We start from the raw sequence: 18,160 nt of genomic DNA on the forward strand, positions 1-18,160 counted from the left end.
CGTGAATGACCAGCCAGCCACAACATCCGCCTGGGTCCGCAGCGAGCCCGGCGTGGCCCGCCTCCAGGGGATCAATACTGGCGGCTTGAAGACGCTCTATATCAAGGAAGTGCGGCGCTTCTTCAAGGTGCAGACCCAAACGGTCTGGGCGCCCGCGGTCACGACCCTGCTGTTCCTCGTCATCTTCACCGTGGCGCTGGGCGGGGTCAAACGCCAGGTATTGGGCGTTCCCTTCGCCGACTTCATTGCCCCCGGGCTGATCGTGATGGCCATGGTCCAGAACGCCTTCGCCAATTCCAGCTTTTCGCTGCTGGTCGGCAAAATTCAGGGCACCATCGTCGACTATCTGATGCCTCCGCTGTCGACCGGCGAGCTGATCCTGGGGTTGGTCGCAGCGTCGGTGACCCGGGCCTTCCTGGTCGGTGGGGCGGTCTGGCTGGCAATGGCGCTGTGGCCCGGCGTGCACGTCGGACTGAAGCACCCTCTGGCGGCGGTGTGGTTCGGGCTGATGGGATCGCTGATGCTCAGCTTCCTGGGGCTGCTGACCAGCATCTGGGCCGAAAAATTCGATCATGCCGCGGCGATCACGAATTTCGTGGTCGCGCCATTATCTCTGCTGAGCGGAACCTTTTATTCGGTCGAAAGCCTGGCGCCGACCTTCCGCGCCATCAGTCACGCCAACCCGTTCTTTTATGTCATCAGCGGGTTTCGCTACGGCTTCCTTAGTGAGGCCGATTCGCCGATCTGGGTGGGAGCAGCGGGGCTTCTGATCCTGAATATCATCCTTTGCGGAGCCTGTTACTGGCTGCTCAGAACCGGCTGGAAAATCAAGAATTGAGCCGGACCAACGGGTTGAGGTCGTTAAGGATGTTGAACGATCGATAACGAGTGCGTTCAGGCACCAACCAAGCGCCAGCGCGTAGAAGCACTGCATCAACGCTCGATGAGGAGAGTGTCACATGCGTAAGTTTCTTGTTGCCGCCGCGGTTGCCACCACGGCGCTCAGCGCGGCTGCTCCGGCCGCCGCCCAATATTACCCCGCGCCGGTGCGTCAGCCCTACTACGGCCAAGGCTATAACTACGGCCAGAACAAGTGGCAGCTTATTCGCGTCTACGATGCGCGCGTCGCCCGGGTGCAGCGGGCAATCGAGCGGAACGATAGCCGCGACCGGATCAGCGAGCGCGAGGCCCGTAGTCTTCGAGCCGAGGCGCGTTGGCTGCGCGAGCGCGTCCGCCGCCTGAGCTCCAGCGGAATCAATCACCGCGAACGGCGTGAGCTTGATATCCGGATCGGTCGGCTTGAGCAGCGCCTGCGGATCGATATCCGTGACGGCAACGGGCGGCCGGGCTACGGTTCCTACGGGAATGACGGCTGGCGCGACCGCGATCGCGATGGGCGCAACGACCGCTACGAGGATGATCGCGGCCGCTATCCCGACGGAAGCTGGCGCGACCGCGACCGCGATGGCCGTGACGACCGCTACGAAGACGATCGCGGCCGCTACCCCGGCTAAGTGATCGCGACAGGCAAGGAAGGCGCTGGGGGAAACCTCGGCGCCTTTTCTTGTGCCCTTTCGGTTTGCCCTTTCGGAGCGCCTTTTCTATATCGCGACCAGCCGCGGCGGGGGGCCGCGCAACCCTTGCTAGCAGGAGCTTTTCCATGGCCATCACGCCGCTTATGCCCGTTTACCCGCGCTGCGAGGTGCGACCGGTCAAGGGCGATGGCGTGTACCTGATCGGCGAGGGCGGCGAGCGTTATCTGGACTTCGCCAGCGGCATCGCGGTCAATCTGCTCGGCCACAGCCACCCGCACCTGATCGGCGCGATCCAGAAGCAGGCCGAAACCTTGATGCACGTGTCGAACCTATACGGGTCGCCGCAGGGCGAAAGCCTCGCCCGTCGGCTGACCGAGCTGACCTTTGCCGATACGGTGTTCTTCACCAATTCCGGCGCCGAGGCCGTTGAATGCGCCATCAAGACTGCGCGCCGCTATCATCATGCCAAGGGCAATCCGCACAAGAATGAGCTGATCACCTTCAGCAACGCCTTTCATGGCCGGACCATGGCGACCATCAGCGCCACCGACCAGGTCAAGCTGCGCGACGGCTTCGCGCCGCTGCTGGAAGGCTTCACGGTCGTCCAGTTCGACGACCTCGACGCAGCCCGCGCGGCAGTGCGCCCGAACACCGCCGGTTTCCTCGTCGAGCCGATCCAGGGCGAGGGCGGCATTCGCCCGGCATCCCAGGAATTCATGCGCGGCTTGCGGGACATTTGCGACGAGCACGACCTGATGCTGGTCCTGGACGAGGTTCAGTGCGGCGTTGCACGCACCGGCCATCTCTATGCCTATGAGCATTATGGGATCACGCCAGACATCATGGCCTCGGCCAAGGGCATCGGCGGTGGTTTCCCATTGGGCGCTTGCCTGGCGACCGAGAAGGCGGCGAGCGGGATGGTGATCGGTACCCACGGGTCCACCTACGGCGGCAATCCGCTGGCCATGGCCGCGGGTGAAGCGGTACTGGATGTCGTAGCCACGCCAGACTTCTTGGAGCAGGTGCGAACGACCGGCGAGCGGTTGCGCGCGGCACTGGAGCAAATGATTCCAAACCATGATCATTTGTTCGAAGGCGTACGCGGGCTGGGCCTGATGCTCGGCGTCAAGATGAAGACCGACAGCCGCGCCTTCGTCGGATATTTGCGCACTCGCGGCATTCTGACGGTAGCGGCCGGCGACAATGTCGTGCGCGTGCTGCCGCCGCTGATCATCGACGAGGCGCACATTCGCGAATTCGTCGACGGCCTAAGCGCCGCAGCGTCCGATTACGAGATGCCGGCGGTTGCCGCTTAGGCAAAGTCCACGGCGTAATCAGTAAGGTCTGCTTACGAGCCAAAGCGGACATTGAACGGCGTCTTGCCTTCCTCCCTTCCGACGGTAACCTTCCTGCCCATGGAGCTCGCCCTCGCCTTCTTCCTTGCCGCCGCCTCCGCAAATTCGACTGGCGAGCCCATCGCAACCTTCACTCAGAGCGACGATCACGAACTGGCCGCCGCCCGCATCAAGGCTCGCGCGACGCTACCCGACTTCCTCGCGGTCCTGGACAAACGCTCGCCCGACACTGGCGGCTATCAGGTCCGCTTCGCGCTCACCCCGACCGAACATGTTTGGGTCGAGAATCTTGTACGTGACGGCGACAACCTGACGGGCACTCTGGCCATGAAACCGCTTCGTAGCGTGCATCAGCACGGCGATCGCGTGACAGTTCCGCTCAGCGAGGTAAGCGACTGGGGCTACTGGACTCGCGACAATGTCGCGCACGGCTTCCACACCTATCCCATACTGTTCGCCCGGCTACCCAAGGCCGAAGCCAACGCTCGCCGTCGCGAACTCGGCTGGCCGGAACATTAAGCGCGGCGGTTTCGCCGAACCGTCCATGGCGGACATTCAGGAGGGAAGATCTCGGACTGTCCGTTTTCCTCCCAAAGCAGACATGCCCGGCCCGATCTAGGCTGACGGTTGCCGCTCCCTCGCACCGATCCTATCTCGTCTCCGATGACCCCCGACATTCAGCATCTCGACGTGGCGCTTGGCGTCACTATTCCGACCCGTTCCGCGCGCGGACGCGTTGCGCGACTGGGACCATCGCTCGACGCGATACTCGGTCAGCACAATTACCCGCCGGTTCTGGAGAAGCTGTTGGCCGAGGCGTTAGTGCTGACCGCGTTGCTTGGCGCATTGCTAAAGGACCCGGGCGGACAGCTGACGGTACAGGCTCAAACCAAGGAAGGGATCGTCGACCTCCTCGTATGCGACTATCTGGCCGGCGAACTCCGCGGCTACCTGCGGCACGACCCGGCCTTGCTGGCAGACTCGGCCCGTGAGCCCAGCCTAGGCAGCTTGTTTGGTCATGGTTACCTCGCCATCACCCTCGACCAACCAGCGACCGACGAGCGTTATCAGGGCATCGTGCCGCTCGAGGGTGAGAGCCTGGCCGACGCGGCGCAAAGCTATTTCGGCCAATCCGAGCAGATCCCCAGCATTGTCCGGCTAGCGGCCAGCAAGGATACGGACGGCAAGTGGATCGGCGGCGGCATCCTGTTCCAGCATCTGCCCGAAGGCGAGGTCGGACGTGAACGGTTGCACACCCGGCTCCATCACCCGGATTGGGATCATGTCGCTGCGCTTGCAGGGTCGATCAGGGGCGAGGAACTGGTCGATCCGGCTCTCAGCTTGGAGGATCTCACCTGGCGTCTGTTTCATGAGGAGCCGGAGGTGCGGACGCTGGCCGCCGTGCCGCTGGTGAAGGGCTGTCGCTGCAATCCCGATTATGTCCGCTCGGTCATTGCTCGCTTCCCGGAAGAAGAGCGGGCTGAAATGGCGGACGAGGACGGCGTGATACGCGTGAACTGTGAGTTCTGCTCCACCAGCTTTCCGCTTCGGTTCGAATCGGCTTGATCGGGCGGGTTACGGAGAGTTAACTGGAAGGTGGTAAACGCAAAGCCATGACTGCTCGGTTCATGCCAATACTCCTTTTGCCGCTGGCCGGGGCGGTCTTGGCGGCCGTCCCCGCTGCGCTCCGGGGCGTTGCCGGCGGTCAATGGCAGGTAAGCCGCAGCGCCACCGGCGCGGGCGCGGCACAGCTTTGCATCGCGGACCCTGCGACCCTGTCCCAATGGGAGCACCGCGGTGCGCCTTGCACTCGCGTGATCCTGTCCGACAAACCCGGTGAAATGGTGGTGCATTACACCTGTCCGCCGGCGGGTGATTTTGGTCGGTCGAAGATCAGCGTGGTCACTCCGCGCAGCCTTCGGATCGAAACGACGGGCATCCACCGGGGCGAACCGTTCCAATACAAACTTTATGCTCGCCGGGCGGGCAATTGTTGATTTCATTAAGGCCCGGTTTAACCCCGCTCGCTTATAGGGCTTGGGTGCTTCCGTGATCCGGGGCACGCTTTCCTCCCTATCGGGCCTGCCCCGAGAACTGGGCCGCGACGGCAATGCCGGAGCGGCCCTTCTTTTTGAACGTCGCTTTCGCTAGCGGGCTGAACCATGACGTCCAAGGCTGCTGCCGTTGTTCTCCTGTCGGGCGGGCTCGACTCCATGGTCTGCGCCGCGCTGGCGCGCGAGCAGGGTTTTCGAGTCCTTGCGCTGACCGTGGATTACAATCAGCGGCACCGGGTCGAACTCGCGGCGGCCGAGCGGATCGCTGCCGATCTGGCGGACGAGCATATCATGCTTCCGCTGGACCTCCGCGCGTTCGGCGGGTCGGCGTTGACCAGCGATACGGCGGTTCCGAAGGAAGGTGTCGGCGTAGGCATTCCGGTGACTTATGTCCCGGCGCGTAACACGATCTTCCTCAGCCTGGCGCTGGGCTGGGCGGAAGCGGCGGGCGCCCGCGATCTGTTCGTCGGCGTGAACGCTCTGGATTATTCCGGCTATCCCGATTGCCGGCCTGAATTCATCGCCGCCTTCGAAGCGTTAGCCAATCAAGCGACCCGGGCAGGTGTGGAAGGGCAGGGGCTTACGGTGCACGCGCCGCTGCAATTTATGACCAAGGCCGACATTGCCCGTGAAGCCGCACAGCTGGGCCTCGACGCTGGCATGAGCCATAGTTGCTACGACCCCGCCTCCGATGGCGGGGCCTGCGGCCTGTGCGACGCGTGCCGTCTTCGTGCGAAGGGGTTCGAGGAAGCCGGACTGGCCGACCCAACCCGCTATGCGTCTTCCCGAGACGGCCAAGGATGACTTACGCAGTCAAGGAATGCTTTCTCACCCTGCAGGGGGAAGGCGCGCAATCGGGTAGTCGAGCGGTCTTCCTGCGCTTCGCCGGCTGCAACCTGTGGAGTGGCCGCGAGCAGGACCGGGCCGCGGCGCAGTGCCGCTTCTGCGATACCGATTTTGTCGGCACGGATGGACCGGGCGGCGGCAAGTTCACGAATGCGGAGGTGCTCGCCGACCATGTGACGAACATTTGGGGATCAGGGCCAGAGGGGCGACTGGTCGTCGTCACCGGTGGCGAGCCCATGCTTCAGCTGGACGATGGGTTGGTCGGCGCGCTACACGCCCGTGGCTTTCGAGTGGCGGCAGAAAGCAATGGAACCCTGCCAGCGGTGGCGGAACTCGACTGGCTGTGCATCAGTCCCAAGGCCGGGACTGAGATCGTGCAGCGGTCAGGCGATGAATTGAAGCTGGTTTGGCCGCAGGACGGGCTCGACCTCAACGAAATCGAACGGTGGGATTTCTCGCATTTCCTCGTCCAGCCGATGGACGGGGCCGATCGAGCGGCGGCGATTCAAGCGGCGATCGTCTTGGCCATGGAGCGGCCGAAATGGCGGCTCAGCCTCCAGGCCCACAAACTGGTTGGACTGCCGTGATCAATCCTCGTCGCGCGTGACATTGGCCGGCAGGTTGCCGTCCACTTCATTGCCGACCTCCTCAAGCATCAAGTTGGCTTCGGCGTCAGCGGCCATGCCCGATGCGTCGGCGGTAGCAGCATCGATCGCCGTGAGATCATTGGCCGCGGTATTTTCCGTAGAGAAGCCCTGGTCGACGACCACGGCATTGCCGGCCGAACTCTCCTTGTCCCCACAAGCAGCAAGGCCAAGCGTCGCGGCAGTGGCGATGACGAGTTTGAGTCGCATGAGCGGACCTTCTTCTAAAATGAAAGAGGCTGCCGGTGTTGCGCCGGCAGCCTCCTTGAAGACCATCACCCCTGAAATGGGGTGATGACAACCATTACATGCCGTTGGCGACGTTGGTGTCCGGCGTGTTGGTGGTCATGTCGTTCATTTCCATGGAATTCATGGTGGTGTTGGAAGCCATGTTGGCGTCCATGCCGTTCATGGTCATGTTGGCGTCCATGGTGTTCATGTCCATCATGTTCATGTCGGTGGCGTTAAGGTCGGTCGCCATCAGGTTCTCATCGACGGCGGTGTTGTTGGCGGCTTCGTTGCTGCTGCAAGCAGAAACCGCGAGGGCCGCACCGGCGACCAGGATCAGAGCACGCATTCAAGACTCCCTTTGGATATGTGGATCTGGCACGGTTTTCCCGCATCGCAAATCGCGCGCACAATAGTGAGAGGATCATCCGCCCTCAAGGGGCATGTTTCTGCCCGACAATTCCTCAAGAAAAACAAGGCAGTTGCGCTTCAACGCCTCGTCAAGGTCGGCTGTTCCCGCCTGATTTCCGAGCGCGCGAAGGCTGGTGACCCCGAAATCGGCGATGCCACACGGCACAATGCCGCCGAAATGTGTCAGATTCGGGTCGATATTGATGGAGAAGCCGTGCAACGTGATCCAACGGCGCACTCGAACGCCAAGCGCGCCGATCTTCGCTTCGGAAGAGCCATCGCCGACCCAGATGCCGATTCGCCCTTCCGACCGGTGGGCCTCGACGCCCAAATCGGCGAGCGAGCGGATCATCCAGCCTTCCAGCGCATGGACGAAGCAGCGGATGTCCTTGCCCCGCTTCTGGAGGTCCAGCATCAGATAGCCCACTCGCTGGCCAGGACCGTGGTAGGTGTAGCGGCCGCCGCGTCCGGCTTCGAACACCGGGAAGCCTTCAGGATTGAAAAGCTCGGTCGGGTCGGCGCTGGTTCCCGCAGTGAACAGGGGCGGGTGTTCCAAGAGCCAGATGCATTCGCGAGCGGTGCCTTGCCGGATCGCCGCCGCCCGCTGCTCCATGAAGGCCAGTGCTTGCGGGTAAGGAATCAGACCGTCGCTGATCTTCCATTCGATTTCGTTGTCGATCACGGGGGAGGAAATGGCGTCGTCGGCGCGGGTCCGCAAGGCGATTGCCACGTGCGGAGCGGCCTGTGCATAAGCGCGCATCATCGATCATGTGGACGAGGTGAGTGCGGTGCAACGACTTTCGATCAGCCGGGCGTGGGACGAGGCGAAGGCGGTGCTTGCACAGGATCGGGGTCCGATCGCGGCCGTGGCGCTGGCGCTGCTGGTGCTTCCCGGAACCATCGGCGAGCTGGTCGTCCCTCCGGGGGCGCCCGGCACTTCGCCCGGGTTTGGCTGGTCCCTGGTCGGCGTCGCTGTGCTGTTGGTGAGCATTCTCGGCCAGCTGACCGTTTCCACCATCGCGCTCGGTCGCCGCCAGTCGGTGGGCGAGGCGATCGCCCATGGTGCGCGGAGAAGCCCGGCTTTCCTTCTAGCCACCTTGATCTGGCTATTGCCCTTTGTCCTGGCCGTTTCGCCATTCGCCTTGCAGCTTCAGGCGAACCCGACGGAGCCGCCCCCGGGTCCCACGCTGGCCGTTCTTCTGATCAGCCTCGTGTTCCTGTTCTTCGCTGTCCGATTGGTCCTTTCGGCGCCGATTGCCGTCGCGGAGGGGCGCAGCGGACTGGGTATCCTCAAGCGCAGCTGGGAACTTACGGCCGGCAATTGGTGGCGGCTATTCGGGTTTCTGATCGTGTATATGGCCGCGGCCCTGATCCTGCTTGGGGCAGTCACGGCGGCCCTGGGCACGGTCGTGGGGTTGATCGGCGGCGAACCGGAGCGATTGAGTGTCGGCGCCTTGATCATCGCGCTGGTCAGTCAATTGGTGGCCGCGGCGATCACCGTCCTGCTGACGGTCATCCTGACGCGGCTGTATCTCCAGTCGGTCAACGCCGATGAAGCCCCCGTCAGCGTCCCGAACGCGCCCTAGACGATCATTAGCTCCAGCGGGCCAGCGGCGGCAGGCTCATCAGGATCGCATCGGTGTTCCCCCCGGTCTTCAGGCCGAAGAGGGTGCCGCGGTCGTAGAGGAGGTTGAACTCGACGTAGCGGCCGCGGAAGTCGAGCAGGCGGTCCATGTCGGAATCGTCGAACTGCGTACTCATGCGCCGCCGCACGATTGGCGGGAACGCCGCCAGGAAGGCTTCGCCGACGGCTTGGGTAAAGGCAAAGTTGGCGTCGAAGTCGCCTTCCAGCCTGTCGTAGAAGATGCCGCCGACGCCGCGCGCGACATTGCGGTGGGGGAGCCAGAAATATTCTTCCGCCCATTTTGCGTATCGTTCGTAATAGTCGGACCCGTGCGCATTGCAGGCGGCGGCGAGCTCGGCATGGAAATCGCGGGTGTCCTGCTCGTAGGGGATCGCCGGATTAAGGTCGGCACCGCCGCCGAACCAGCGCCTGCCCGTGGTCAGGAAGCGCGTGTTCATGTGAACCGCCGGCACGTGGGGATTGGCCATATGGGCAACCAGGCTGATGCCAGTGGCAAAGAAGCTGGGGTCCTGCTCGGTGCCAGGGATGGAGGCTGCGAATTCCGGACTGAATTCGCCACCGACGGTGGAGACGTTTACCCCGACCTTTTCGAATACCTTCCCCTTCATCAGGCCGCGCACGCCCCCGCCTCCCGGAGCGCCGCCATGGTCGGTCCGGTCCCAAGGTAGATATTCGAAGGACGCGTCGGAGCCAGCCTCGCGCTCGATCTGCTCAAAGGCGGCACAGATTCGGTCGCGAAGGGATTCGAACCATGTGCGGGCGGCGGCTTGCTGATCGTCGAGCGGCTTCATCCGGTCCGCTTAGCGGCACCGCCATGCCCTTTCCAATCGGACATTATGTCCAAGGGGCAACAGGAAGCTGAACCTTACCAAAATGACAGTTGGCAAAGCGGACTTGGCAAGGCTATCAGCGCGGCCATCCGCTCTTGGGCCCGTGCCCGGGGCGGCTGTCGTTTCAAGGCACTTCGCATTGTTGAAGTGCCGATGCAGAATATAAGCGCTCCAAGGGTTACGAATGGCCACAGTGGATCAAGCCTCCCAGCCGATGATGCCGGGAGAACCGGTTGCCGAAGCGCACGATGGCGTTCGCCGCCGCGACTTCATCAACGTTGCAGCAGTCAGCTTCGCCGGGGTCGGAGCAGTCGCGGCCATTGCTCCGCTGGTCATTCAGATGAGCCCTTCGGCCGACGTCCGGGCGCTGTCGTCGACCGAGGTCGACATTTCCAAGATCCAGCCGGGTCAGGGGATCAAGACGGTCTGGCGCAAGCAGCCTATCTTCATTCGCAACCTGACGCCGCAGGACATCCAGGCGGCCAATGCCGTCGATGTCGCGTCTCTTCGCGACCCCCAGTCGCTGGCCGACCGGACCAAGCCGGGCAAGCAGAACTGGCTGGTGACGCTGGGCGTCTGCACCCATCTCGGCTGCGTGCCGCTTGGTATCGGCGAGGGCGAGAACAAGGGCGAGTATGGGGGCTATTTCTGCCCGTGCCACGGCTCGCACTACGACACGGCGGGCCGCATCCGCAAGGGTCCGGCACCGCTGAACCTGGTGGTGCCGGAATACGCCTTCGCGTCGGACACCGTGATCCAGATCGGTTGAGGAACTAGACAGCCATGAGCTTTGCCTGGGCCAAGCCCTACGAACCCACGTCCGGCTTCACCAAGTGGCTGGATCAGCGCCTGCCGCTCCCACGGCTGGTCTACGGTGCGATCGGCGGCGGTTATCCCGTGCCGCGCAACCTCAACTATTTCTGGAACTTCGGCGTTCTGGCCGGCCTTGCGCTGATGATCCAGATCATCACCGGCATTGTGCTGGCGATGCATTATTACAGCTATGCCGGCGGGGCGTTCGACAGCGTCGAGCGGATCATGCGCGACGTCAACGCGGGCTGGGTCCTGCGCTACGTCCACCAGAACGGCGCAAGCTTCTTCTTCGCCGTCATCTACATCCACATCTTCCGGGGCCTTTATTACGGCTCCTACAAGGCGCCGCGCGAGCTGGTCTGGATGCTGGGCGTCGTCATCTACCTGCTGATGATGGCGACCGCCTTCATGGGCTATGTCCTGCCGTGGGGCCAGATGAGCTATTGGGGCGCGCAGGTCATCACCGGCTTCTTCTCGGCCATCCCGGTCGTGGGCGAGCCACTGCGCATCTTCCTGCTGGGCGGATACGCGCCGGACCAAGCCGCGCTGACCCGTTTCTTCTCACTCCACTACCTCCTGCCGTTCATCATCGCCGCGGTCACGATCCTGAAAATCTGGGCGCTGCACATTCCCGGATCTAGCAATCCCACCGGCGTCGATGTGAAGGACGAGAAGGACACGCTGCCCTTCCACCCGTTCTACACCGCCAAGGACGGTTTCGGCATCGGGGTCGCGCTGATCATCTTTGCGATCTTCGTCTTCTTCCTGCCGTACAGCCTGGGCCACCCCGATAACTATATCGAGGCGAACCCGCTGGTGACACCGGCGCACATCGTGCCCGAATGGTATTTCTGGCCCTTCTACGCCATCCTGCGCGCCTTCACGGTGGACTTCATCCTCCCCGCGAAGCTGTGGGGCGTGCTGGCAATGTTCAGCTCGATCCTGCTGCTGTTCTTCCTGACCTGGCTCGATCGCTCGCCGATCCGTTCGACCAGCTATCGTCCGGTCTACAAGATCTTCTTCTGGGTGCTGGTGGCCGACGTCCTGCTGCTTGGCCTGTGCGGAGTGATGCCGGCAGAGCAACCATGGGTCGCGCTGAGCCAGGTTGCCGCGGCCTATTACTTCGCGCACTTCCTGATCATCCTGCCGCTCGTATCCAAGTTCGAGAAGCCGCTGCCGCTGCCGAACTCGATTTCGGAATCGGTGCTGCATGGCGAACGCCAAGAAAGTGCACCGTTCGGGCTCGCCAAGACGACGCCCGCCGTCGCGGCCGCTGAATAAGGGAACAGGGACACATGGTCCGCATCATTGGTTTTCTGGTCGGGCTCGGCTTCGTCGGCGTCCTGACCATCTCGCTGATCGTCAACGCGCTGGATTATTTCCAGAACCCGCCCGAAGAGACGGTGGAGCACGCTTTTCATCTCGTCCCGAAAGACGTGAAGTTCACGTCCGACGGGCCGCTCGGCAAGTTCGACCGAGCGCAGCTGCAACGCGGCTTCCAGGTGTACAAGGAGGTCTGCGCCGCCTGCCACAGCCTGAAGTATGTCAGCTTCTACCAGCTGGAAGGGCTCGGCTATAACGAGGCCGAAGTGAAGGCGATCGCCAATCAATGGGCGATCGAGGTACCGACGGTGAACCCGGACACGGGCGAGGCCGCGACGCGCAAGGCGCTGATCTCCGACCGTTTCCCGAGCCCCTATGCCAACGAGACGGCGGCGCGCGCGGCGAACAACAATGCGCTCCCGCCCGACCTCAGCCTGATGACGGAGGCGCGTCATGACGGTGCGGCCTATGTCTATTCGCTGCTGACGGGCTATGCGAACCCGGCCACCTACCGCAATGCCGAGGGTGAGGCGCTGCCGGCCGAGAACCGTCCGGGCACCGGGCTGCATTTCAATCCCTATTTCGCCAACCTCAACATCGCGATGCCGGCGCCGCTCGTATCTGACGGTCAGGTCACCTATGCGGATGGGACCCGGGCGAGTGTGGACCAGATGGCCAAGGACGTGTCGGCCTTCATGGTCTGGACCGCCGAACCGAACCTGGAAAACCGCCATCGCGCGGGCTGGGCGGTCATCCTGTTCCTGGCTGTCGCGACGGTCCTGGCCTACTTCGCCTATCGCAACATCTGGGCGTCTGCGAAGCGTCAGGTGTCGATCCGGGGCCCGCTGGAGCCGGCCTTCCGCGAACGGGTGGAAGAGCAGAAGGCCGAGCGCGGAATCGCCGGCTGACATCAATTCGATAGTTAGTGATCACGAAAGCCCGGTGACCGAGCGGTTGCCGGGCTTTTCTGTTTTCGGGAGGCATCGGTGAGCGAGCACGACGATCTGAAGCGGCTGGTGCGAACGGTGCCGGATTTCCCGAAGCCCGGCATACAGTTCCGCGATATCACCACTCTGCTGCTCGATCCGTGGGGCTTTGGCGAGACGGTCTCCAGGCTCGGCGCCACGGTGGATGAGCCGCCCGATCTCGTCGCCGGGATCGAAGCGCGAGGCTTTGCCATCGGGGCCGCGCTGGCGGCCGAACTCGGCTGCGGCCTCCTGTTGATCCGGAAGGACGGGAAGCTGCCGGGACAAACCATCGCCGAGGATTATGCGCTGGAATATGGCTCCGACCGGCTCGCCATGCATGTCGATGCCTGCACGCCGGGAGCCCGCGTGCTGATCGTCGACGACCTGCTGGCGACGGGCGGCACCGCGTTGGCGGCGGCGAGGCTGGTAAAGCGCGCCGGCGGCGTCATCGCTGGCGCGAGATTCGTGATCGACCTTCCCGACCTCGGCGGCGGTGCGGCCCTGCGTGACGAGGAGATCGAGACGATCAGCTTACTCATGTTCGCAGGCCATTGAGTTGTAACGGGATTGCCACGCCAGAGGGCTTGCGGATGCTGCCGCGTGTTGCGAGAAGAACCGCCATGCAACTGCGTTCTCGCCTCATTCTTCTGGTCGCCAGTGTCGTCACGGTAGCCACCGGTGCGCATGCTCAACATTCGCTCATTCTCCAGCGCTTGACCGCGTGGAACGCCGCGGCACCGCAGCCAGCGGGAATGACGATCGAGGAGCAGGTGCTGAAATCAGCCGTGGCGGCGCAGAAGCGCTCAGGCGGCTGTGTCCCCACCGGCGCGATCATCGATAAAGTGGTCCCGGCTACGAGTGCGCGATTCATCTTTCAGGGTATCCTGGCTGGTCAGCTGAGGAATGGCTGGACCGTGACCGCTCGCCATCCGAATTGCGATGCGACCTCGGTTCGCTATACCATGACTGAGGACAGTGCCGGTGTGCTCAGCACGATCCGCACCAATCGCGGGCACTCCCTGGCGAACGAGTCGCTGATCAGTGACACCTGGCCGCTTGCGCTCCTTCAGGCCAGCGCCACGGTCAAGCGCCATGGCTTGGAGTGCGACCCGCAGGGCGCCACGCTGGGCATGACGCGCGTTGAGAAGGAAGAGCCGGGATTGGGTGCTGACGTTTATGGAGTTCGATACAGCGGCTCGTGGACGGAGGTCTGGCCGGTGGAGCTCTGCGGCCGCACCGTTGAAGTGACGGTCCGCTTCACCGCCGATGGTGACGGCGGCGCCCACACGGACCTGAAAGGCACTCAATCCCGGCTACTCCCGGCGGCTTCAAAACCGTCTTGAATCTGTCGTGAAACCTGTGCGGCAGCAACGGAACGCGAAGCATACGTCACCGGGGAAAGTTCGGAAATTTCGAAGGGTTGGCGACGCTGTCAGCTGCTTGGCTGCCGCCGTATGAGCACGATGCTGGTGAAGGTCAGCACTTTGACCCCGTCCTGATTGGTCACCACCGTTTGTGTCCGGAAGCTGCCCAGGTCCGGTTTGGACCGGCTCGGGGTCTTTTCGAGCACCGTGCCCGTGACGGTAAGCGTGTCGCCAGGATAAACGGGTCGCTTCCACCTGAGATCGTCGACGCCGGGAGAGCCCAGGCCGGCTTGCGGATGCTCCTTCATGTGGGCGACGATGACCCCCATGGTCATGGCGCAGGTGTGCCAACCGCTCGCCGCGATGCGTCCAAAATGGGTCTGGGCGGCAGCTTCGTCTGACAGGTGAAACGGCTGCGGATCATAGCGCCGCGCAAAGGCGAGCACTTCTTCGCGCGTCACCTCGACCGACCCGAATTCGGTCGTCCGCCCAACCTCAAGGTCTTCGAAGTAGATCACACAGGCCTCACACGTTGAATTTGAAGTGCAACACGTCACCATCCTGGACGACATATTCCTTGCCTTCCTGGCGCAGCTTGCCCGCGTCACGCGCGCCGGCTTCGCCATTCAGGGCGAGATAGTCGTCGTAGGCGATCGTCTCGGCGCGGATGAAGCCGCGCTCGAAATCGGAGTGAATCACGCCGGCCGCCTGCGGAGCCTTGGCGCCCTTCTCGACGGTCCAGGCCCGCGCCTCCTTGGGCCCAACGGTGAAGAAGGTGATGAGGTGGAGGAGATCGTAGCCGGCGCGAATGACGCGGGCGAGGCCGGTTTCGTGAAGACCCATTTCCTCGAGGAAGGCAAGCCGCTCCTCCATCTCCATGCCGACCAGCTCCGCCTCGATCGCGGCGGAAACAACGACGGCGTTGGCGCCTTCCGCCTTGGCCTTGGCGAAGACCTGTTCGGAGAGCGCGTTGCCGTTGGCGGCATCCTCCTCGTTGACGTTGCACACATAGAGGATCGGCTTGGCGGTGATCAGCTGCGCCTGGGAAAAGAGCCGCGTCTCTTCCTCGTCCCTGGGCTGCGTCAGGCGCGCCGGCTTGCCTTCACGCAGCAGTTCGAGCGCCTGGCCGAGAACCGAGGCGGCGACCTTTGATTCCTTGTCGCCTTGCTGGCCGCGCTTGACGAGGTTCGGAACGCGCTTCTCCAGACTGTCCAGGTCGGCCAGCAGCAATTCGGTTTCGACCGTTTCCGCGTCGGCGAGCGGATCGACCTTGTTAGCGACATGCTGGATGTCGTCGTCCTCGAAGCAGCGCAGGACGTGGACGATGGCGTCGACCTCGCGGATGTTGCCGAGGAACTGGTTGCCGAGGCCCTCACCCTGGCTGGCCCCTTTCACCAGCCCGGCGATGTCGACGAAGCCAAGCTGCGTGGCGATGATCTTGGCCGACTCGGCGATCGCCGCCAGTTTATCGAGGCGCGGGTCGGGGACAGCGACCTGGCCGACGTTCGGTTCGATCGTGCAGAACGGGTAGTTTGCCGCCTGCGCCGCCTGCGTTTCCGTCAGCGCGTTGAAGAGAGTGGACTTGCCGACGTTCGGCAGGCCCACGATGCCGCAGCGAAAACCCATGATGCTTGTATCCGAAAAAGGTGGAGAATTGGTCCGGGCCTTAGCGAGGCGGGACGCCTTCCGCCAGTTTTCATCCGAAACGGATAAGTAAGTAGGCTCCTGCTAAGCCTGAAGCTGTAGTCCAGGATCATGCGGGGGCTTAGTTTGCTTAATGTGCTGCCAGTGGTGGCCACCTATGGCGCTGCGGCGGCGATGGCGGTGAGTTTCACCCGTTACGACGGCGGCGTTGCTTTCCTGTGGGTCGCGACGGCAGTGCTGATCGCGGCGCTGATGCGAACCTCGTCCCGGCGGTGGCCGATGTTGCTTGCGCTGTGCGGCGGGGCGAGCGTGCTCAACACCGGTCTCCTTGGCCTCGGCTGGGTCGCTGCCCTGCCGTTCGCGCTGATCAACCTGTCGGAAGCGCTGGTTGCGGTGATGTTGCTGCGGCGTTGGCAACAGCCCGGCGAGCCGCTGAATTCCCTGGGCTGGTTCGTCCGCTATGTGGTCGCGGTGGGGGTGGCGGCCCCGTTGCTGGCGTCGCTGCTGGCAGGAGTGGTGCTGGCGGCCATGGGTCGTCCGAGCGCCGATTCGATGCTGCATTACTTCTTCGGCCATGCGCTTGGGAATCTCACCTTCACGCCGCTTGCTCTGCTGCTGACCGGACGACATGCCCGGCGGGAAACGGTGCGCATGCTGGCCAAGCGCAAAGGCGACGCAGCGGGCGTCCTGATCCTGGTGCTGGCGACGGTAGTGGCGGTGTTCGCCCAGTCGCACCTGCCGCTGTTGTTCCTGCCGGTGATGGCGATCATCCTGGCGACCTTCCGCCTGGGACGGGTGGGCGCGGCGATCGCGGTGGCCATCCTGGCCCTGGCCGGCGGGGCGTTCACGAGCCTGGGATATGGCCCGATCCAGCTGATGGGACCGGGCGATCTGGGCAGCCGGATGCAATTCTTCCAATTCTACCTCGCAGCGACGGTGCTGACGGTGCTGCCGGTGAGCGCGGACCTCAATCACCGCAAGCACCTCCTGACCCGCGTGCGGACCAGTGAGGAGCGGTTTCGCATGATGGCGGAGCATAGTTCCGATCTGCTGATGCACATCGCCCCTGACGGCACCTTTCTGTACGTGTCGCCGTCGATGCGCCAGATCGGCGGCCATGATCCGGAAGCGCTGATCGGGACGGCCAGCGCGTTGCTGATCGCGCCGGAGCATCTGGACCATGTGCGGCGGGAGCATTGGAGCGCGCTGAATGAGCCGGGGCGGACCTGCCGCTTCGAATATCAGGGGATCATGGCCGACGGATCCCGCCGCTGGTTCGAGACCCACAGCCGAGCCCTGATCGACGACGAAGGCGAATTCGACGGCGTGCTTTCGATGGCGCGGGACATCACAGGCGTGAAGGAGCGCGAAGAGAGGCTGGCCGCGGCGGCGTTCAGCGATAGCCTGACGGGCCTGCCAAACCGCCGCGCCTTCGTCGCCAAGGTAGCGGAGCGGGAGCGGCGCCGGACAGAAGATGCGGGAGCAGATAGTCTGGCGATCATCGACATCGACCATTTCAAAAGCATCAACGACATGTACGGTCACCATATCGGGGACGTCGTTCTCAAGTCCTTCGCGCAATTGATGCAGAGCGCCTTGCGCACCGGCGATCTTGCCGCCCGGCTGGGCGGTGAAGAGTTTGTGATCCTGTTCCCAGACACCAGTCGCGACCAGGCCATGGCGATCTGCGAGCGGCTTCGTCGGCTGTGCGCCACGACGTTGATCGACACCGAGTTGGGCTCGGTCCAAATAACGGTCAGCGGCGGCGTGGCTGCGATCGCCGCAGACGGGCTGGGGGAGGCGCTCAAGGTTGCCGACGCGGCATTGTATATGGCCAAGGAGCGCGGCCGGGATCAGTTGGCGCTGGCCGCTTGAGCAGCGCGCGAGCGGGTTTCAGGCGAGGTTGAAACTGATCGACAGTCGTTCGCCGCGCCCGGTCGAGGGCAGCACCTCGTGCCGCAGCCAGCTTTCCCAGAGCAGTAAAAGGCCAGGCCGCGGCGCAACGGTGACGAATGTACGGGCTGTCTCGGGCGCGTCTTCGCGGCGCATCGGGGCCGCCATCATCATGGGCAGGCGCGGATCTTCGAACCGAATTACCCCGCTACCCGGCGGCACCTCGACGTAGAAGGTGCCCGAGATCGCCGAATGGGGATGGATGTGCGCCGAATGGGCGCCGCCGCCCTTCAGGAGATTGACCCACAGGCTGTCCACCTGAAGGCGGCGAGGCAGGTCGAAGGAGAGCTGATCGGCGAAGATTGCAGCATGACGGGTAATCTGGCGAGCGAGATCGGCGATGACCGGATCACGACGCGGCAGGTCGTCGAGCGAGGCGTAGCTGGTATAGCCCTTGTAACCCTTTTCCCGGCACCAGGCCTGACCGGCGCGGTCGTCGGACGCCAGAGTGCGGACCGACTGACCGAGTTCGGCGAGCAACTCGCCATCCTTCAATTCGGTTTCGTACAGGCGGGTGACGAACAAGTCGCGGAGCATCGATCGACCC

22 protein-coding genes are annotated in these 18,160 nt (G+C 63.5%); 15 read left to right on the plus strand and 7 right to left on the minus strand.

The genetic code is table 11. From position 1 onward, the window contains the following. Nucleotide 1 precedes the first annotated feature (1 nt). From AC4GYS_RS07565 to queE, 8 genes are all read left to right on the plus strand, one after another. Entirely contained in the window at nt 2-838 is an 837-nt protein-coding gene (locus tag AC4GYS_RS07565; protein ID WP_491108478.1) for an ABC transporter permease, read from the plus strand. Nucleotides 839-959: 121 nt separating this feature from the next. After that, nucleotides 960-1,514, plus strand: coding sequence for a hypothetical protein (locus tag AC4GYS_RS07570; protein ID WP_491108479.1), 555 nt, complete (start codon nt 960-962; stop codon nt 1,512-1,514). A 146-nt stretch (nt 1,515-1,660) separates the two neighbouring features. Beyond that, nucleotides 1,661-2,851: an aspartate aminotransferase family protein gene (locus tag AC4GYS_RS07575; RefSeq protein WP_491108480.1), complete on the plus strand. Its 1,191-nt coding sequence runs from the start codon at nt 1,661-1,663 to the stop codon at nt 2,849-2,851. Between the two features lie 99 nt (nt 2,852-2,950). Beyond that, entirely contained in the window at nt 2,951-3,409 is a 459-nt protein-coding gene (locus AC4GYS_RS07580) for a DUF2314 domain-containing protein (RefSeq protein WP_491108481.1), read from the plus strand. Nucleotides 3,410-3,553: 144 nt separating this feature from the next. Next, nucleotides 3,554-4,456 (plus strand): Hsp33 family molecular chaperone HslO, encoded by a 903-nt coding sequence (gene hslO, locus AC4GYS_RS07585; RefSeq protein WP_491108482.1) that lies wholly within the window; start codon nt 3,554-3,556, stop codon nt 4,454-4,456. 62 nt (nt 4,457-4,518) lie between these two features. Further along, nucleotides 4,519-4,887 carry a DUF3617 domain-containing protein gene (locus AC4GYS_RS07590; RefSeq protein WP_491108483.1) on the plus strand — a complete coding sequence of 123 codons (369 nt, stop codon included), beginning with the start codon at nt 4,519-4,521 and terminating at the stop codon, nt 4,885-4,887. 165 nt (nt 4,888-5,052) lie between these two features. After that, the gene (gene queC / locus AC4GYS_RS07595) at nt 5,053-5,748 is read left to right on the plus strand and encodes a 7-cyano-7-deazaguanine synthase QueC (RefSeq protein WP_491108484.1); all 696 of its coding nucleotides are present in this window, start codon (nt 5,053-5,055) and stop codon (nt 5,746-5,748) included. Beyond that, nucleotides 5,745-6,377: a 7-carboxy-7-deazaguanine synthase gene (gene queE, locus AC4GYS_RS07600; RefSeq protein ID WP_491108485.1), complete on the plus strand. Its 633-nt coding sequence runs from the start codon at nt 5,745-5,747 to the stop codon at nt 6,375-6,377. Before queC ends, queE begins: the two co-directional genes overlap by 4 nt. Here the strand turns inward: queE and AC4GYS_RS07605 are convergent, their stop codons facing one another. The 3 genes from AC4GYS_RS07605 to lipB all read right to left on the minus strand — a co-directional run bounded on the left by AC4GYS_RS07605 (nt 6,378) and on the right by lipB (nt 7,767). Further along, on the minus strand, nt 6,378-6,713 hold the full coding sequence (locus tag AC4GYS_RS07605) for a hypothetical protein (RefSeq protein ID WP_491108486.1): 336 nt from the start codon (nt 6,711-6,713) through the stop codon (nt 6,378-6,380). A gap of 25 nt (nt 6,714-6,738) precedes the next feature. Continuing rightward, complete coding sequence (locus tag AC4GYS_RS07610) at nt 6,739-7,011, minus strand: hypothetical protein (protein WP_491108487.1); 273 nt, start codon at nt 7,009-7,011, stop codon at nt 6,739-6,741. 75 nt (nt 7,012-7,086) lie between these two features. Next, nucleotides 7,087-7,767, minus strand: a complete 681-nt coding sequence (gene lipB, locus AC4GYS_RS07615) for a lipoyl(octanoyl) transferase LipB (protein ID WP_491109377.1) — start codon at nt 7,765-7,767, stop codon at nt 7,087-7,089. 94 nt (nt 7,768-7,861) lie between these two features. Here lipB and AC4GYS_RS07620 point away from each other — a divergent pair, with 94 nt between their 5' ends. Continuing rightward, a complete protein-coding gene (locus AC4GYS_RS07620; RefSeq protein ID WP_491108488.1) occupies nt 7,862-8,659 on the plus strand; it encodes a glycerophosphoryl diester phosphodiesterase membrane domain-containing protein in 798 nt (265 codons plus the stop codon). A gap of 7 nt (nt 8,660-8,666) precedes the next feature. Here AC4GYS_RS07620 and hemF read toward each other — a convergent pair whose 3' ends face one another. Further along, the gene (gene hemF, locus AC4GYS_RS07625) at nt 8,667-9,509 is read right to left on the minus strand and encodes an oxygen-dependent coproporphyrinogen oxidase (RefSeq protein ID WP_491108489.1); all 843 of its coding nucleotides are present in this window, start codon (nt 9,507-9,509) and stop codon (nt 8,667-8,669) included. A 223-nt stretch (nt 9,510-9,732) separates the two neighbouring features. Here hemF and petA point away from each other — a divergent pair, with 223 nt between their 5' ends. The 5 genes from petA (at nt 9,733) to AC4GYS_RS07650 (ending at nt 13,995) form a co-directional block, all read left to right on the plus strand. Then, nucleotides 9,733-10,317: a ubiquinol-cytochrome c reductase iron-sulfur subunit gene (gene petA / locus AC4GYS_RS07630; protein ID WP_491108490.1), complete on the plus strand. Its 585-nt coding sequence runs from the start codon at nt 9,733-9,735 to the stop codon at nt 10,315-10,317. Nucleotides 10,318-10,331: 14 nt separating this feature from the next. Then, complete coding sequence (locus AC4GYS_RS07635; protein WP_491108491.1) at nt 10,332-11,642, plus strand: cytochrome b; 1,311 nt, start codon at nt 10,332-10,334, stop codon at nt 11,640-11,642. A 14-nt stretch (nt 11,643-11,656) separates the two neighbouring features. Then, nucleotides 11,657-12,592 (plus strand): cytochrome c1, encoded by a 936-nt coding sequence (locus AC4GYS_RS07640; protein WP_491108492.1) that lies wholly within the window; start codon nt 11,657-11,659, stop codon nt 12,590-12,592. A gap of 78 nt (nt 12,593-12,670) precedes the next feature. Next, entirely contained in the window at nt 12,671-13,207 is a 537-nt protein-coding gene (locus tag AC4GYS_RS07645) for an adenine phosphoribosyltransferase (RefSeq protein ID WP_491108493.1), read from the plus strand. Between the two features lie 65 nt (nt 13,208-13,272). Further along, nucleotides 13,273-13,995: a hypothetical protein gene (locus AC4GYS_RS07650; protein WP_491108494.1), complete on the plus strand. Its 723-nt coding sequence runs from the start codon at nt 13,273-13,275 to the stop codon at nt 13,993-13,995. An 89-nt stretch (nt 13,996-14,084) separates the two neighbouring features. On the opposite strand, the gene AC4GYS_RS07655 is transcribed toward AC4GYS_RS07650, so the two are convergent. Together AC4GYS_RS07655 and ychF are read right to left on the minus strand one after the other, a co-directional pair. Further along, entirely contained in the window at nt 14,085-14,534 is a 450-nt protein-coding gene (locus tag AC4GYS_RS07655) for a MaoC family dehydratase (RefSeq protein ID WP_491108495.1), read from the minus strand. A 7-nt stretch (nt 14,535-14,541) separates the two neighbouring features. Beyond that, nucleotides 14,542-15,642, minus strand: a complete 1,101-nt coding sequence (gene ychF, locus AC4GYS_RS07660) for a redox-regulated ATPase YchF (protein ID WP_491108496.1) — start codon at nt 15,640-15,642, stop codon at nt 14,542-14,544. Nucleotides 15,643-15,771: 129 nt separating this feature from the next. On the opposite strand from ychF, the gene AC4GYS_RS07665 reads away from it, so the two are divergent. Then, complete coding sequence (locus AC4GYS_RS07665; protein WP_491108497.1) at nt 15,772-17,535, plus strand: sensor domain-containing diguanylate cyclase; 1,764 nt, start codon at nt 15,772-15,774, stop codon at nt 17,533-17,535. An 18-nt stretch (nt 17,536-17,553) separates the two neighbouring features. On the opposite strand, the gene AC4GYS_RS07670 is transcribed toward AC4GYS_RS07665, so the two are convergent. Beyond that, entirely contained in the window at nt 17,554-18,150 is a 597-nt protein-coding gene (locus AC4GYS_RS07670) for a TIGR02466 family protein (protein ID WP_491108498.1), read from the minus strand. Nucleotides 18,151-18,160 lie beyond the last annotated feature (10 nt).

Source organism: Sphingomonas sp. SP1, assembly GCF_058313395.1.

Coding starts and splice junctions, on each gene's coding strand:
- AC4GYS_RS07570 (WP_491108479.1), top strand. CDS start 960: ATGCGTAAGTTTCTTGTTGCCGCCGCGGTTGCCACCACGGCGCTCAGC.
- AC4GYS_RS07575 (WP_491108480.1), top strand. CDS start 1,661: ATGGCCATCACGCCGCTTATGCCCGTTTACCCGCGCTGCGAGGTGCGA.
- AC4GYS_RS07580 (WP_491108481.1), top strand. CDS start 2,951: ATGGAGCTCGCCCTCGCCTTCTTCCTTGCCGCCGCCTCCGCAAATTCG.
- hslO (WP_491108482.1), top strand. CDS start 3,554: ATGACCCCCGACATTCAGCATCTCGACGTGGCGCTTGGCGTCACTATT.
- AC4GYS_RS07590 (WP_491108483.1), top strand. CDS start 4,519: ATGCCAATACTCCTTTTGCCGCTGGCCGGGGCGGTCTTGGCGGCCGTC.
- queC (WP_491108484.1), top strand. CDS start 5,053: ATGACGTCCAAGGCTGCTGCCGTTGTTCTCCTGTCGGGCGGGCTCGAC.
- queE (WP_491108485.1), top strand. CDS start 5,745: ATGACTTACGCAGTCAAGGAATGCTTTCTCACCCTGCAGGGGGAAGGC.
- AC4GYS_RS07610 (WP_491108487.1), bottom strand. CDS start 7,011: ATGCGTGCTCTGATCCTGGTCGCCGGTGCGGCCCTCGCGGTTTCTGCT.
- hemF (WP_491108489.1), bottom strand. CDS start 9,509: ATGAAGCCGCTCGACGATCAGCAAGCCGCCGCCCGCACATGGTTCGAA.
- petA (WP_491108490.1), top strand. CDS start 9,733: ATGGCCACAGTGGATCAAGCCTCCCAGCCGATGATGCCGGGAGAACCG.
- AC4GYS_RS07635 (WP_491108491.1), top strand. CDS start 10,332: ATGAGCTTTGCCTGGGCCAAGCCCTACGAACCCACGTCCGGCTTCACC.
- AC4GYS_RS07640 (WP_491108492.1), top strand. CDS start 11,657: ATGGTCCGCATCATTGGTTTTCTGGTCGGGCTCGGCTTCGTCGGCGTC.
- AC4GYS_RS07650 (WP_491108494.1), top strand. CDS start 13,273: ATGCAACTGCGTTCTCGCCTCATTCTTCTGGTCGCCAGTGTCGTCACG.
- ychF (WP_491108496.1), bottom strand. CDS start 15,642: ATGGGTTTTCGCTGCGGCATCGTGGGCCTGCCGAACGTCGGCAAGTCC.
- AC4GYS_RS07665 (WP_491108497.1), top strand. CDS start 15,772: ATGCGGGGGCTTAGTTTGCTTAATGTGCTGCCAGTGGTGGCCACCTAT.
- AC4GYS_RS07670 (WP_491108498.1), bottom strand. CDS start 18,150: ATGCTCCGCGACTTGTTCGTCACCCGCCTGTACGAAACCGAATTGAAG.